Here is a 13,061-nt window from a genome sequence, read left to right on the forward strand (position 1 = left end):
CGGGACCACCCCTGCGCGTAGGGGAAGCAGACCACCTTCGCCAGTGTTCGGATCACCCAGTCGGGACCACCCCTGCGCGTAGGGGAAGCAGGGTGAGGGTGAGGGTCCCCTGCCGGTAGGAGGGGGACCACCCCTGCGCGTAGGGGAAGCAGGGTGAGGGTGAGGGTCCCCTGCCGGTAGGAGGGGGACCACCCCTGCGCGTAGGGGAAGCAGTGCTGTCCTTGCTGCGGCGTCGACGCGGTCGAGGGACCACCCCTGCGCGTAGGGGAAGCAGCAGCAGAAACTCGCCGCCACCCTCGAAGCGAGGGGACCACCCCTGCGCGTAGGGGAAGCAGACTCGATGACCTGGGGCGATCCAGTGAGAGTCCCCGGTTCTGGGGGAGTTTCACTGATTCGGACTTTCCGCCCATTGCACGCGCTATGGAGTTGGGGTGGCTGGAGCGTTGCCGCTCCAGGGTGACCGACTGTTGGAGCGTCGGCCTTCCCGCTTCTTCCTGCCTGCCTGGCCACCCCGTGGGGCGGCCGGGTCTTACATGCAGTCCACGGGCGTTACAGCCCCTCTTCCAGGGGACTGGACCCTTGCAGCGGGTCAGACTGCGTTGAGCTTGATGTTGCGGGCCGCGTTGGCGTCCCGGTCCATGACCATACCGCAGGATCCGCACCGGAACTGACGGTCGTTGAGAGTCTGGCCGGTGTCGATCCAGCCACATTTGTGGCACGTCTTGGAGGACGGGAAGAAGCGCGGCACGCGGAAGACGGTGACGCCGTGCCAGGCGGCTTTGTACTCGATCTGGCGGTTGATCTCTCCGAAGCCGACGTCGAGGATCGCGCGGTTGAGGCCGGCCTTCTGCCGGACGCGTTTCCCCGGTTTGTCGGCGGTGCCCTTCGCCGAGGCGGTCATGCCCTTGACGTTGAGGGTCTCCAGGGCAATCTCCGCGTACTGCTGGACCAGCCGCTTGGTGAAGAGGTGCTGGGCCGTGGCGCGCTGCGCGGCGAGGAGGGCGTGCAGTTTGGCGACGCGGGCCTTGGCCTCGAGGTAGCCCTTGGAGGGCGGCTGTCCCTTGACGTAGCGGCGGGCCATGACGCGCTGGGCGCGGGCGAGCTTGCGGGCGGTGTTCTCCAGCAGCCGGGGGTTGGGGACGAACTCGACCGCGGGTGTTCCGGGGGCGAGGTGCAGGGGGTCGGAGAGCGTGGCAAGTTTCGCGACGCCGAGGTCGACGCCGATACGGCCGGCCTCACGCTGGCGGCGGGTGGGACCGGCGGGAGGTGTGTGCTGAACGCGGGCGACGACCGAGGCGTACCAGCGGTGTCCCTCGCGGGCGACGGTCATGCTGGTGATGACGGCCTTCCCGGCGTCGACCTTGCGAGCCAGGGCACGGGCGGTCTTGTGGAGGCGGACGGTGAAGGCGGGCTGTCCGCCGCCGCCGGGGATGCGTATGCGCCGGTGCCCCTGGAAGCGGATGTCGGGGCTGGTGAGGCTGTGGACGATGCGGAAGGACTCGCGGGAGCTGTTCCGGCGCTTGAAGCGGGGGAAGCCGACGGGCGGCCGCTTCCCGGCGAGGCCGTCAAGCCAGTTCTGCCATGCGCGGTCGGCGTCCTCGAACGCGGTGTAGTAGGCGCGGTTGTTGACACGTTCCCACCACGGGTAGGAGACCGGCCGCTCCTCGCCCTCGCGTAGAGGGCCGATGAACGGCTGCCCCTTCGTCTGGCGCCAGTACGCCTGCGCCCGGTTCCGGGTCGGCACGCGCAGTTTCGGCGCGGCCTTGTTCGCCTGCTCCCTGGTCATGCCCTGCGCGATGAGCCGGTCACGGTGACGTTTCCACGCCTCGTAGACGGCCACCTTCAGGCCGAGGGCGAAGTTGAAGGCGCAGCGGGCGGCTGCGGCGTAACGGCGGAGGATCTCGACCTGCTGCGGGGTGGGATCGAGGGCGTACCGGTAGACCTTGATCGCGACGTTGTCGGTTGTCGCGGGAGAAGCAGAAGAGGCAGAAGCGGACACACGTGCTCCCTCGAGCGCTCCTGGTGGTGGGAGCAGGAGGGTAAGGGTCGGCACTGACACTCCGGCCTTATCGCGTGGCTGCGCTCCCTCGAGGGCCGCCGCATCTGCGCTTGTCTCGGGTTACGGGGCACTTCGCGCGAGTCTGACGGAGTGATCCGGCGTCAGGCGCGTTAGGCAGGTTCGGCGGCCCCAGCCCCTCGCTGAGACGCTCGGCCCGGTTGTCAGTGCCGTAGACCAGAATCCTTCCCATGGCCAGCCTGGACGAACTGCCCCCGTACCGACGCGCACAACTGCTGTGGCGCTGGGCCCATATGGGGGTCGGGTTCGTCGAGGACCTGGTGCGCAATGCCGAGAAGGAGCCCTGTCGGCTGCCGACTCCCCCACCCGGGCCGCCGGGCCGGACCCTCGCGGTGCCCGGTGACGACGGCCGGTTCCACCTCGCACGGGCGGGCCAAATGCTGTGCGCGGACACGGAGACCGCCGGCGTCTGGGGCCACCGCCAGCACTGCGAATGGATCGAGCGAGGGAACGAGCCGCAGGAGTGGGTGAGCGGCCGCGTGGACGACACCGAGCCGGTGACCTGGCGCTCCCACGTTGTCGAGTGGCCGGTGAGGGCGACCGGGCCCGGCGTGGACCCGGACACCGTCGACTTGCCGAACCGCTGCCGCGGCGGACGGTACGAGCTGATGCACCTGTGGCCCCCGCCTCCGGCCCGCACGGCGTCCATCCGGCGCCTGCGTGCCGCCCTGGTCGACGCGCTCGGCGCCGACTGCCACGGGTGCGGCCGGTATCCCGGGGCTATGGTCGATCATGACCACCAGACGGGTCAGGTGAGGGGGCTTCTGTGCGCCTTCTGCAATCGGGTGATGGAGGAGTGCCCGCACCTGACCGGCTGTCCCAGGGCTGACTACCTGCTCTCGCCTCCGGCGGCCGGGCTGAACCTCGTCTACCCGGCCAGCCAGCAGTGGCGGCCCAAGGAGTCCACCCGGCAGCGGGTGATCGAGCAGCTCGGGTTCGACCCCTTCGAGGAGCTGCGCCGGGCACCGTAGCGCGGGGTACAGGCGTGGCCTGGCATCCCCTCTTCTCCACGGGTGAGGCGCCGCGTGGGGCCCACGGTGCGCGCCCGGCCTGCGGTCCGACGTCGGTTCGGGCGAACCGAAGTGACATCTGCCAACCGTGACCGACGTGCCTGATGACCCCTTGGATATCTGTGAGGCACGTTCTTGAACAGGCACTTGCCTTACATGCCTGACGCTCATTCCTCACTCGAGATAACCGCGGCCGCCGACCAGCCTCGCCCTAGTCGGCGGGTGTCCACGGCGGGGGCGGGGTGGTGTTGATGCCACCGCACGACCAGCACTCGAACTCGTCCGGCAGCTCGTACTTGTCCGTCCACCAGGAGGCGACAGGCTCGCCCCACACGGTGCACGATGCGCCGCACCAGCCGCACACGAACGCGAAGTCCACCACTGCCCTCCCCCGGGTTTCCTCGCCAGGATGCCTGGCGGAACGCTGCCTCTGCAGGCAGTCGTGGAGATACCCCCCGGCCGCGCCCTCGTCGGAGGGGCGGCCGAGGCCTGCGATCAGACGTCGGTCAAACGAGCAGCTCGAGCTCAAGCTGCTCAGGTCTGGCTCATGTCGACGAACCGCGAGTAGTGGAGCTGCGCAGCCACGGTGATCGTCTCGGTGGGGCCGTTGCGGTGCTTGGCGACGATCAGGTCGGCCTCACCCGCGCGCAGGCTCTCCTTCTCGTAGGCGTCCTCGCGGTGCACGAGGATCACGATGTCGGCGTCCTGCTCCAGGGACCCGGACTCGCGCAGGTCAGACAGGAGCGGCCGCTTGTCGGTGCGCTGCTCGGGGCCGCGGTTGAGCTGCGACAGGACGACGACGGGCACGCCGAGTTCCTTCGCCATGAGCTTGATGTCGCGGCTGATCTGCGACACCTCCACCTGCCGGTTCTCAGCACGGCGGCCCGAGCTCTGCATGAGCTGCAAGTAGTCGATGATCACGAGGTCGAGCCCTTGCCGCTGCTGGAGCCGTCGGCAGGCAGCCTTCACCTGGGTGATGGTGGTCACGGCGTCGTCGAAGATGGTCAATGGCGCGGCCGTGATGCGGTCGGCGACCCTCGCCACGCGCGCCCAGTCGTCCTCGGTCATGCGGCCGCCGCGCAGGTGATCCAGCACGACGCGCGCCTCGGCGGACGCAATCCGAAAGCCGAGCTCCTCGCGGCCCATTTCCAGCGAGAAGAACGCCGTCCGGCGGCCGTGCTTGATGGTGGCAGCGCGGGCGATGTCGAGCGCGACCGTGGTCTTACCCATCGCGGGGCGACCGGCCACGATGACCATCTGCCCGGGGTGCAGTCCGTGCAGCAGGGCGTCGAGGTCGGTGTACCCGGTCGGCACGCCCATCGCGTGGCCTTCGCTCTGAATCTGCTCGGCGGCGTGCACGGCCTGGGCAAAGACGTCGGCGAGGGTCGTCCCGCCAGTGCGGTCGGCCGTGGCCTGGGTGACCTGGGCGAGAGCGGCCGAGGCGTCGTCGAGGACGCTGTCGGCGTCGCCCTGCGCGGCGTAACCCATCTGTGCGATGCGCGTGCCGGTCTCGGCCAGGCGGCGCAGCTTCGCACGGTCGAGGATGATGTCGGCGTAGTGGGCGGCGTTGGCTGCTGTGGGCACGGCCTGCACGAGCGTGTGCAGGTAGGCGGCGCCGCCGACGCGGGCGAGGTCACCGTCCTTCGTCAGCTTGTGCGCGACGGTGATCGGGTCCACGGCCTCGCCTTGCGCGTACAGGTCGAGGATCGCCTCGTAGATCACCTCGTGCTGCGGCCGGTAGAACGCCTGCCCGCCGAGCGGTGCGAGGGCCTCGACGACGTCGCCGATCGCGTCGCTGGAGAGCAGCATCCCGCCGAGCACGCACTGCTCGGCGTCGATGTCGTGCGGCGGCACCCGGCCGAAGTCGTCGGCGGGGGTGTGCTGGGTCGGTACGGTGGTCACGGAAAGCACTCCGAATCTGCGCCTGGTCTGCGGGTTGTGGGTGCTGCGGGCCGCCCCCTGGCCGGGGCGGCCCGTCTTGCGTTACTGCGCGACGAGCGGGCCGGTCGAGGCGTCGAGGAGCTCGTTGGCACGTCGACGGTTGGCCTCTTCCTCGGCGCGGGCCGCAGCGTCACGCTCGGCGCGGGTCGGCATCCGCGGCCGGCGGCGGGCCGACGCGGTCTGCGCGGCGCCGACGGCGGCCATGATCGCGGCAAGTACATCACGCGGCGGCGGCGCGGCGGCCGCCTCCTGGTCCTGCTCAGCGTCGTCGTGCTCGGCGCGCTGGCACGGGCACTCGTCAAGCGCGCGGCTTTGGTGGTACGGGCAGCGAGGACCGTCCGGCTCGGGCTGCTTCGAGGCCGGCGCCACGAACCGCTCCAGGTGGCGGCCGAGGTCGAGCCAGTCGGCGCGGCGGCCCATGTCCGCGGCGGCGGCCGCCAAGTGCTCGACGCTCACGCCGTCGGCCAGGAGACGCACGGCGTCCTGGCGGATCCGGTCAGAGCCACGCAGCGGGATACCGTGCCCGGCCTGTGTGCGAGCGCTTACCCACGCGTCGACGACCGGTGCGGCCGCATCAGCAGTAGCGGCGGCGGTGTCTTCCTCGCGCGTAGCGCTGCTCTCTCTCTCCTCGGACGTCACGGCTTCGAGTTCGTCACCCAAGGGTCGGGTGCGACCAGAGAGAGAGTCTTTAACAACAGTGTTTTTCCTTATAGAGCCGCCGCCCGACCGACGGTCGGTCGACCGACCGTCGGTAATCCTGCGGTCGGTCCCACCTGCGGTTTTGTCGCTGTCCGCCGCGTTTTCGCAGGTCGGACCGACCGCAGGATTCCTGCGGTCGGTCGGGCGCCTGTTTCGGGCCCGCGGGTCGAGGAATTCAGGCTCGATACGGACCGCCCGCACGTTGCCCTCGGCGAGGATCTCGTCGAGCTGCTGGGCGACCCACTCGCGGTCGATGGGAATCGTGTCGGCGATCACCTCGGTACGCCATGCTCCGCCCCGGCGGACACCGTCGCTGGTCTGCTGCTGGATCTTGAACTTGACGACGTAGCCGTCCTTGACCAGCGCACGCATGGCCTTTTCGAGAGATGCGCGTCCCTCGTTGTGTGTCTCAGCGAGGCCCTCGATGGTGATGTCCGCGCCGTCTCGGGCGCGCACCAGGGTCACGAGCAGGCCCTTTGCGATCATCGACTGGATGCTGTCGATGGCGCCGTTGTCGACTTGGGTGAAGCGGGCAGGGCGAGAAGGACGCTTCCTCACCGGGCGCCCCCCGCAAAGGACTCGGCGGGGACGTAGCGGCGAATGTCGGGCGGGTACGGCAAGATGACCTCTCGATTGTCGGCGCCCGTGCTGCTGCCTTTCCTGGGGGAAGCGGTGCGGGCGTTGCTCGTACCTGCGGCCCAAAACCAGCCAGGTGTGGGTGTGACGTTCGGCACGGCGGCGAGGGCACCGGCCGTGGCGATGCGCGTAGCCATGTGGGCCTTTCCGACCCTTGACGACGCGGGTGCCTGCGACGATGCCGACGGGTCGCCTAGCGCAGGGACTACGCGTTCCCGTACGATCGTTTGCAGACGTCCGCGTAGCGCGGGTCTTCTTGGAGCCCGGCCCCTCAGGAATCTTGGCGGATCGAGAGGGGTCGGGCGCTCTGCTGTCTGGACTTGTTTGCCGCTCGCGCGGCTATGCGGATTCTTGCGTACGAGGCGGACACATCTCAGCAAGTCCCGGCTCGTCACGCCCTCGAGCGGAGAGACGTTGACCAGCGGAGGATGGTGGACCCGCCCGCAACCTTGACCGCCACCTCGACCACGCGCCCGTCCGCGAGGGTCACGGTCCGGACGACCTGGGTCACCGGCACGTTCTCTCCCGTGAGGCCGAGCGCCGCCTTCTCCTGGTCGGTGGCGTGGCGCGACGTGACCTCCTCCAGCACCTCTTCCTGCTCCACGCCGAGCCGCTCCGCAGCCAGCTCCCGCGACCCTCCGGTGGACGTTGGCTGAGTCAGCTCCGGCGTCACCGCGATCACATATGCGGGGTAGTAGGAGGTGCTGAGGTGTACTGGCACACCACCGCGGCTGACGAGCCGCCGACGCATGTGGACCGGCGTTCCGGGCGCGACGTCGAGACGTGACGCGATCAGCTCGTCGGCACCGGTGGTGCCGACTTCGAGGATTTGAGAGGTCTCGCCGGCGTCCAGGGCCTTCCCCGTGGCTGCGTGCAGGGCGACCCGCGTCGCGATGTTGTTGCTCGCGGGGCCAGCGACGATGGTGCCGACACCCGCCTTCGGGATCGTCAGGCCCTCCATCTTGAGCATCCGAAAGGCCCGGTTGGCCGTGGTCTGCGCTACGCCGAATTGCTCGCAGACCTGCCTCAGTGACGGCATCGTGTCGCCGGGGCGCAGCTCGCCGCTCTGGATCTGCTGGCGGTAGTGCGCCGCGATAGCCGCATAGCCGGTGCTCTTCCCCGACATGGCTACCCCCTTCCTGTGTGCGCTGCATCTATATGCGCATCGGTGTACCACGAGGCTAACTTACGTACACCTCTAACGCTACCACTAGCGCTATGGATCGATAGTGGTCTACATTGGGGGTAGCGACCGAAGAGCAGCGCGTAATGGCGGCCTGACGGCATCGCGATGCCGGTGAAAGCCCGGAAGGGTCCCGACAGGGGCATGGCGGCTGGCGCCTTGGCAGTCCAGACGGTGGGCCACCGACCTACCCACGCGAGCACGCTCGCGGAACCGGTGGCGCCCTGGAGGGATCAGCCCGGCCTCTGCCGGGCCGGCCGTTCGACTCGGCCGCAGGGCACTGGTGCGCGCCCCGCCCCTACGCGTGCGCGCACCTCAGCAAAGCGGCCCGGCGGGAGCTCTCACCCTCCCGGCCGGGCCTGACGGACACCACCTGACGTCACCAGGAGATCCGCTGATGAGCAACCGTACCCGTACCCGTGCCGACCGCCGCGCGCGTCGCGCGGCCCTCCGCCGCATCGTGCGGGCCCGCACCCGCACCCAGCGCGCGGCCGCCCGGATCGCCCGGACCGGTGTCGGCAGCCTCGCCACCCACGCCGTCGCTGCCGGCCTCACCATCCGCGAGGCCCGGTCGGCGGCCGGGACGATGCGCCGGTGCGCGGCCCGCCTCGGCATCGAGGGCACCGCGGGGGTCTCGTACGCCGGGCGTGCCCCGGCCCGCGCCTGCCGCCGCTACACGGTCGGTGAGGCGGCCCTGATCGCCGCCGACTACGCCAAGCGCGCCCGCAGGGCGGACTACCGGGCGATGGCCGCGCGTGTCGTCCGCGCCGGCCTGGCGGCCGCGGCCTGACCCCCCCACCGCTGCGGCGGCCCCCCGGGGCACCGGCTCCGCCTCCGGGGGACCGTCGCGCGACCAGCACCACCCCGACCCCATCCACCGACCGAGAGGAGCACCGATGGCCATCGAGCTGGACCCGGAGCGCGAGGCCGCGATCCAGGACGCCTGGGCCGCCGAGACCCGCCTGCACGAGGCCGAGCAGTGGCGACGCCGGGTCACCGACATGGGCCAGGTCGAGCCCGCCTTGCGCGAGCTCGACGACGCCCGCCGGGCCGCCGCTGCGGCCTGGGACCGCGTGCACGAGGAGTACCTGAAGGCCAAGAAGCGGGCCGGGGACGCCGAGGACGCCTGAGCCCAGGCACGGCGCGGCCCCGAGACGGAGTCAGCGTCTCGGGGCCGTGTTCGCCCCCACACCGAATCACCAGGAGGACGACCTCATGGACCGTATCAACGAACCCCCCGAGGACCCCGCCGAGAAGCCTGCCGCCTGGGTGGAGGACCTGGCGCACGAGCGGCTGGTGGAGCTGACCCTGACACACCTGCGCGCCGCCGAGCAGGCCGCCGAGGCGGCGGAGGCCGCCCGCACCCTGGCCCGCGGCCGTGACCCCCGCACCCGACACTGACCCCCCCCCGTACGCCACGGTCCCCGGAGGACGCACCCTCCGGGGACCCCGTAGCACGGAAGGATCCACCGCGTGAAGAAGTCCCGCGCCACGGTGCGCACGGTAGCGAACTGGGCGCCGCCCCTGGTGCTCACCGGTATCTCCCTCGGCTGGAGCGTGTACGCGATCGGTGACCTGCTCGACGACCAGGCGGCCGCCGGCCTCGCCTACTCCGCCGCCGGGCTGTATGACGCGATCTGGCTGTACGCCCTGTACCAGGAGCACGAGCACCGCCGCCAAGGCTCCGACGGCCGCACGCCGCAGGTCCTCGGCTGGGCCTTCCTGGTCGTCTCCGTCGGCATCCTGTTCTGGCACGGCTGGGAGGCGTCCAACCTCCTGGCCGCCATCGTCGGAGCCCTGATCCCCGTCCTGTCCAAGCTGACGCTGAAGATGGCCGCAGACGCGGACGCCGTCCGGATCAGCCCGGACGCGCAGCGGACGATCGACGCCATCCGCGCCGGCACCCGCGACCGCGTCGCCGTCGCCCGCGTCACGACATGGGCCAAGGCGACCGGGTACACCGTGGACGCCGCGCTGCGCCGCTCGGAGTACGCGGCCCGAGGCGAGGCGCAGCGCACCCACCACGAGGCGCACGCGGCCTACGTGGAGGTCGTCACCGACAACCCGGTCCCGGCCCTCGAGGGCGGCGAGGGCGGCGAGGGCGGCACTGTGCCGGACGACTTCGGGCTCATCACCGACGAGGACCTGAAGGCGTTCCTCAACGGCCCTCAGCGGGTGACCGTGCCGGACGACGAAACCGCAGGTGGCACGCCCCACGACGCCCACGAGGCCGATGGCCCGGCACGCGTGCCCGGCACGGTCGACGAGAAGGCCCTGGCGCTGCTCGCCGCCGAGGTCTACGCGGCCCTGTGCACCGAGCTGCCCAACGAGGAGCGGCCGCCCTCCCTGCGCGCGTTCCGCGCCCGGATGCGGGACGAGATGCGCGCCCGGGGACTGCGCGGCTCCACCGCCCTGGTGGACCGCCTGTACCGGCACGAGAAGGCCCTCGCCGGCCACGGCAGCACCACCGGCCAGGAGGAGGGCTGATGGAGAAGCGGCCCGAGGCGCGCCCCGGCTGCGACGCCTGACCAGCAACAACCCCTCGAGGGGCGGCCCCAGCGGCCGCCCCTCGCCGCGTCTGGTGCTGCTGCTGCCGCTCCCGGCCCTCCCCTCACGGGCCGGGAGCGGTTGCGGGACCACCAGCCCGCCCCCCGACCACGCCCGACACGGCACGACCACGGAGGACACCGTGACCGAAATCAACCGGCGAGACGCCGACTATGCGCGGCTGCTGGACCTGGACGTCCTGACCGCCTGGACCCTGGACCGGCAGCGCGTGCACCACGCCGACGCCGCCGCCTACGAGGAGATCCTGGCCCTCTTCCAGGCCGCGCTGCGCTCGGAGGTCGTCGAGGGCGACGGCCGCCTGTCCGCCCCGCTGAGGGCCCGCAAGGTGGAGAAGCACCTGAAGGCCGCCATCAGGGCCGCCCGCCGCCAGGAGGCCGCCATGGAGCGTTTCCGGCTGGCGGCCGCCGCCCACCAGGCGCACGTCCGGGCCCTGCCCGAGAGGCGCGCTGCGAAGGCCGCCCGGAAGGCCGGCCGCCGTCAGGCCCTCGCCGCCGGGGTCACCAAGTCGCTGCACAAGAGCACGGCCGCGTTCGTCCCGGCCCCGACCGGGGACACCAGCCCGGCCCCGGCCTCCGAGCCCGGTCGTCCGGCCGCACGCAGCATCAACGACCTGTGGAACCAGCGGAGGGGCGCGTGAGCGAGATCGTCACTCCAGAGCAGCGCCGCTACGCAAACCGGGTCCGGCATTTGCAGGCGAGGCAGCAAGCAAACCTCGCCCGAGGTCCGAAGGGGCTCGCCGCCGTCTGGTGGGACCACGCCCGAGCGATCGCCACCCGCGCCGAGCGGGAGGGCGACCCGGCGCTGTGGGACCACCTGGCCCGGACGCTGGAGAACTGGTGCCAGCAGGCCGAGCAGCGCGAGCAGCAGCGCTACGCACAGTAACCGTCATCCTCATCATCACCGGGCCGGGCCGGGCCTCGCGTGCGCATAATGCGGGCGCTCGGGCGAGCGGGCGCGCGGGCGCGCGAGGATGCCCCGCCCGGTGACCGACTGTCAAGGAGCGTCCGCGTGGACGACGACAACGTGATCACCATGCGGCCGAGGTCACCGGCCTCGCCGGGCCTCCCGCCGCTCCCCCCACCGCCCCGGCGGCCCGAGCCGCCCCCGACCGCCCCGCCCCCGGACCCTCCTCCGGGGGCGGTTTCCGTTCCCACCAGCAACGGCCGCCGGTCCGCCGCCGACTCCCTCGCCGCCGCGACCGCTCCGGACCTCCCGCCGCTCCCCGACCCGCCGCCCGTCCCGGCGGCATTCCGTGCGGACGGCCTCGACGACGAGGACGAGGGGGAGGAGATCGGCATGGGGGCGCTGAGCCTGGCGGCGATCCTCGCTATCGCGCTGGCCGCGCTGCGTGGCACGGCCAGCGCCATCACCGACTGGCGGCAGCGCCGCATGGAGCGGGCAGCCGAGGCCGCGCCGCTGCGCGCCGCCCGCCGCAAGCTCGCCGAGGCGCGGATGCGGGCCGACGCCGCCGGCATCAGCGGCGGAGGGGGAGGCCGCGGCCGCATCCCCTCCAGCCACGAATACGGCCGCCGCGCCCTCGGGGGCGGCGGAGGCTCCTCCGGCCGGTCGTCCGGCGGGGGGACGTCCCGCAGCAGCTCGCCCTCGGGGAGCGCCGGCACCGGCCCGGGCCGACGGAGCGGAGGGGGCGGCACCGGTCCCTCGGGGGCGGGCTCGTCGACCAGGAGCACGGGCATGGGCACCGGCCCCGGCAAGGGGCGCGGCTCCGGGCCGGGGAGCGGCACCGGCTCCCCGGGGACGCTGACCAAGGACACGGGCAAGGGCACCGGCAAGGGCTCGGGCGCGCCGGGCGGCACCGGCTCCTCGGGGTCGGGAGCGACCGGCAGCGGAGGACGTCGGCCGGGTCTGCTCGACAAGCTCACCGGGCGCGGCCGACGACGCCGCAGCAGCACACCGTCCGCGCCCGGCACGGGCCCGGGCTCGCCGGGCGGCACCGGCTCCCCGGGGGCGCTGACCAAGGGCCGGAGCGTGGGGGCCGGGTCCTCGAGGGCCCGCGCTGCGGGCTCGTCGACGGACACCGACACCGGCCGCGTCACCCTCGGGGCCGCCCTCGTGGACGAGGCCCACCGCCGCGCCGAGGAGCGCCTGCGCCGGCGCCGTGAGACCCCCGACCCACCGGTCTTCCGCCGGGTGCCCCGGAAGGGCGACGGGAGCGGCGAGGAGACGGCCGGGGAGCCGGGCGATGGCACCAGCACCGGAGGCCCTGAGACGGGCGCTGCGGGGTCGTCTGCGGCCGACCAGCCCTCGGGGGCCGCCTCGGGCACGGACAGCGCCGGAGGGGAGTCCTACGGGCCTCCGGGCGGCGGCCGCCGCAACCCCTGGGACTCCCTGTTCGAGGCCATGTGGGACGCGCAGGTGACCTGGACCGTGGAGCGCGTCGACCGGCCCGGCGACGCCGCTCCGCGCTGGGAGCCCGCCGCCATCGCCCCCGCCTCGTCCTCCCCGACCGCGACCGCGGCCGGGACCACCACCGCCACGACGAAGGAGACGCGCGTGAGCGCACCGACCCGTGCGCCCCGGCCGACTGTGCCCGGGGTCGCCTCCGAGCACCTGACGGACGTCACCCTCGACGACGTCCTGGACGCCCTGGCGACGTCCAAGAAGAACTGCTTCGCCACCTACGACGAGTGCGCCGCCCTGGTCGACCGGGCGCGGGAGCTGCGGGACGCGATGCGCTCCCTGGCCGTCGAGCTGCGCGAGCGGCACAACATCATCGGCCGTCTCACCAGCGCCGCCCTGGACCGGCTGTCGGAGTCGATGGACGCCCTGGCCCGCCAGGCGGACGCGATGCGCACCCAGTCCCTGCGCGCCGCCGAGGCCGTCGAGCAGGCGCACGACGAGATGCACGACGCCTACCGCCCGGTCCAGCAGGCCGCCGCCGACGCCGGCCTGGCCATGCCCTCCGCCCGCATCCACAACGAAGGATGAT

General features: G+C 72.3%; 13 protein-coding genes and 1 CRISPR repeat array. Of the genes, 8 read left to right on the forward strand and 5 right to left on the reverse strand.

Annotated elements, in window-relative coordinates; all coding sequences use genetic code 11:
• Position 1 precedes the first annotated feature (1 nt).
• A CRISPR array of direct repeats spans positions 2 to 335; the repeat unit is 29 nt; unit sequence GGGACCACCCCTGCGCGTAGGGGAAGCAG.
• A 254-nt stretch (positions 336 to 589) separates the two neighbouring features.
• Positions 590 to 1,999: an RNA-guided endonuclease InsQ/TnpB family protein gene (locus ABD224_RS22550; RefSeq protein WP_344052756.1), complete on the reverse strand. Its 1,410-nt coding sequence runs from the start codon at positions 1,997 to 1,999 to the stop codon at positions 590 to 592.
• 248 nt (positions 2,000 to 2,247) lie between these two features.
• On the opposite strand from ABD224_RS22550, the gene ABD224_RS22555 reads away from it, so the two are divergent.
• Positions 2,248 to 3,048, forward strand: coding sequence for an endonuclease domain-containing protein (locus tag ABD224_RS22555; protein WP_344052758.1), 801 nt, complete (start codon positions 2,248 to 2,250; stop codon positions 3,046 to 3,048).
• 250 nt (positions 3,049 to 3,298) lie between these two features.
• On the opposite strand, the gene ABD224_RS22560 is transcribed toward ABD224_RS22555, so the two are convergent.
• From ABD224_RS22560 to ABD224_RS22575, 4 genes are all read right to left on the reverse strand, one after another.
• Positions 3,299 to 3,466, reverse strand: a complete 168-nt coding sequence (locus ABD224_RS22560; RefSeq protein ID WP_344052760.1) for a hypothetical protein — start codon at positions 3,464 to 3,466, stop codon at positions 3,299 to 3,301.
• Between the two features lie 155 nt (positions 3,467 to 3,621).
• Positions 3,622 to 4,989 (reverse strand): replicative DNA helicase, encoded by a 1,368-nt coding sequence (gene dnaB / locus ABD224_RS22565; RefSeq protein ID WP_344052762.1) that lies wholly within the window; start codon positions 4,987 to 4,989, stop codon positions 3,622 to 3,624.
• 81 nt (positions 4,990 to 5,070) lie between these two features.
• The gene (locus ABD224_RS22570) at positions 5,071 to 6,285 is read right to left on the reverse strand and encodes a hypothetical protein (protein ID WP_344052764.1); all 1,215 of its coding nucleotides are present in this window, start codon (positions 6,283 to 6,285) and stop codon (positions 5,071 to 5,073) included.
• 469 nt (positions 6,286 to 6,754) lie between these two features.
• The gene (locus tag ABD224_RS22575; RefSeq protein ID WP_344052766.1) at positions 6,755 to 7,489 is read right to left on the reverse strand and encodes a GntR family transcriptional regulator; all 735 of its coding nucleotides are present in this window, start codon (positions 7,487 to 7,489) and stop codon (positions 6,755 to 6,757) included.
• A gap of 454 nt (positions 7,490 to 7,943) precedes the next feature.
• On the opposite strand from ABD224_RS22575, the gene ABD224_RS22580 reads away from it, so the two are divergent.
• From ABD224_RS22580 to ABD224_RS22610, 7 genes are all read left to right on the forward strand, one after another.
• The gene (locus ABD224_RS22580) at positions 7,944 to 8,336 is read left to right on the forward strand and encodes a hypothetical protein (protein WP_344052769.1); all 393 of its coding nucleotides are present in this window, start codon (positions 7,944 to 7,946) and stop codon (positions 8,334 to 8,336) included.
• Positions 8,337 to 8,442: 106 nt separating this feature from the next.
• A complete protein-coding gene (locus ABD224_RS22585) occupies positions 8,443 to 8,676 on the forward strand; it encodes a hypothetical protein (protein WP_344052771.1) in 234 nt (77 codons plus the stop codon).
• Between the two features lie 85 nt (positions 8,677 to 8,761).
• Positions 8,762 to 8,947 carry a hypothetical protein gene (locus ABD224_RS22590; RefSeq protein ID WP_344052773.1) on the forward strand — a complete coding sequence of 62 codons (186 nt, stop codon included), beginning with the start codon at positions 8,762 to 8,764 and terminating at the stop codon, positions 8,945 to 8,947.
• A gap of 72 nt (positions 8,948 to 9,019) precedes the next feature.
• A complete protein-coding gene (locus tag ABD224_RS22595; RefSeq protein ID WP_344052775.1) occupies positions 9,020 to 10,033 on the forward strand; it encodes a hypothetical protein in 1,014 nt (337 codons plus the stop codon).
• A 202-nt stretch (positions 10,034 to 10,235) separates the two neighbouring features.
• Positions 10,236 to 10,751, forward strand: a complete 516-nt coding sequence (locus ABD224_RS22600) for a hypothetical protein (RefSeq protein ID WP_344052777.1) — start codon at positions 10,236 to 10,238, stop codon at positions 10,749 to 10,751.
• On the forward strand, positions 10,727 to 10,996 hold the full coding sequence (locus tag ABD224_RS22605) for a hypothetical protein (RefSeq protein ID WP_344052779.1): 270 nt from the start codon (positions 10,727 to 10,729) through the stop codon (positions 10,994 to 10,996). Before ABD224_RS22600 ends, ABD224_RS22605 begins: the two co-directional genes overlap by 25 nt.
• 126 nt (positions 10,997 to 11,122) lie before the next feature.
• A complete protein-coding gene (locus tag ABD224_RS22610; protein WP_344052781.1) occupies positions 11,123 to 13,060 on the forward strand; it encodes a hypothetical protein in 1,938 nt (645 codons plus the stop codon).
• Position 13,061 lies beyond the last annotated feature (1 nt).

The sequence above is a fragment of the Streptomyces thermoalcalitolerans genome (assembly GCF_039525155.1).
GTDB classification, from domain to species: Bacteria; Actinomycetota; Actinomycetes; order Streptomycetales; family Streptomycetaceae; genus Streptomyces; species Streptomyces thermovulgaris.

Excerpts from the sequence above, each read along its gene's own strand:
- ABD224_RS22585 (WP_344052771.1), top strand. The coding sequence starts at position 8,443 with ATGGCCATCGAGCTGGACCCGGAGCGCGAGGCCGCGATCCAGGACGCC.
- ABD224_RS22555 (WP_344052758.1), top strand. The coding sequence starts at position 2,248 with ATGGCCAGCCTGGACGAACTGCCCCCGTACCGACGCGCACAACTGCTG.
- ABD224_RS22580 (WP_344052769.1), top strand. The coding sequence starts at position 7,944 with ATGAGCAACCGTACCCGTACCCGTGCCGACCGCCGCGCGCGTCGCGCG.
- ABD224_RS22590 (WP_344052773.1), top strand. The coding sequence starts at position 8,762 with ATGGACCGTATCAACGAACCCCCCGAGGACCCCGCCGAGAAGCCTGCC.
- ABD224_RS22575 (WP_344052766.1), bottom strand. The coding sequence starts at position 7,489 with ATGTCGGGGAAGAGCACCGGCTATGCGGCTATCGCGGCGCACTACCGC.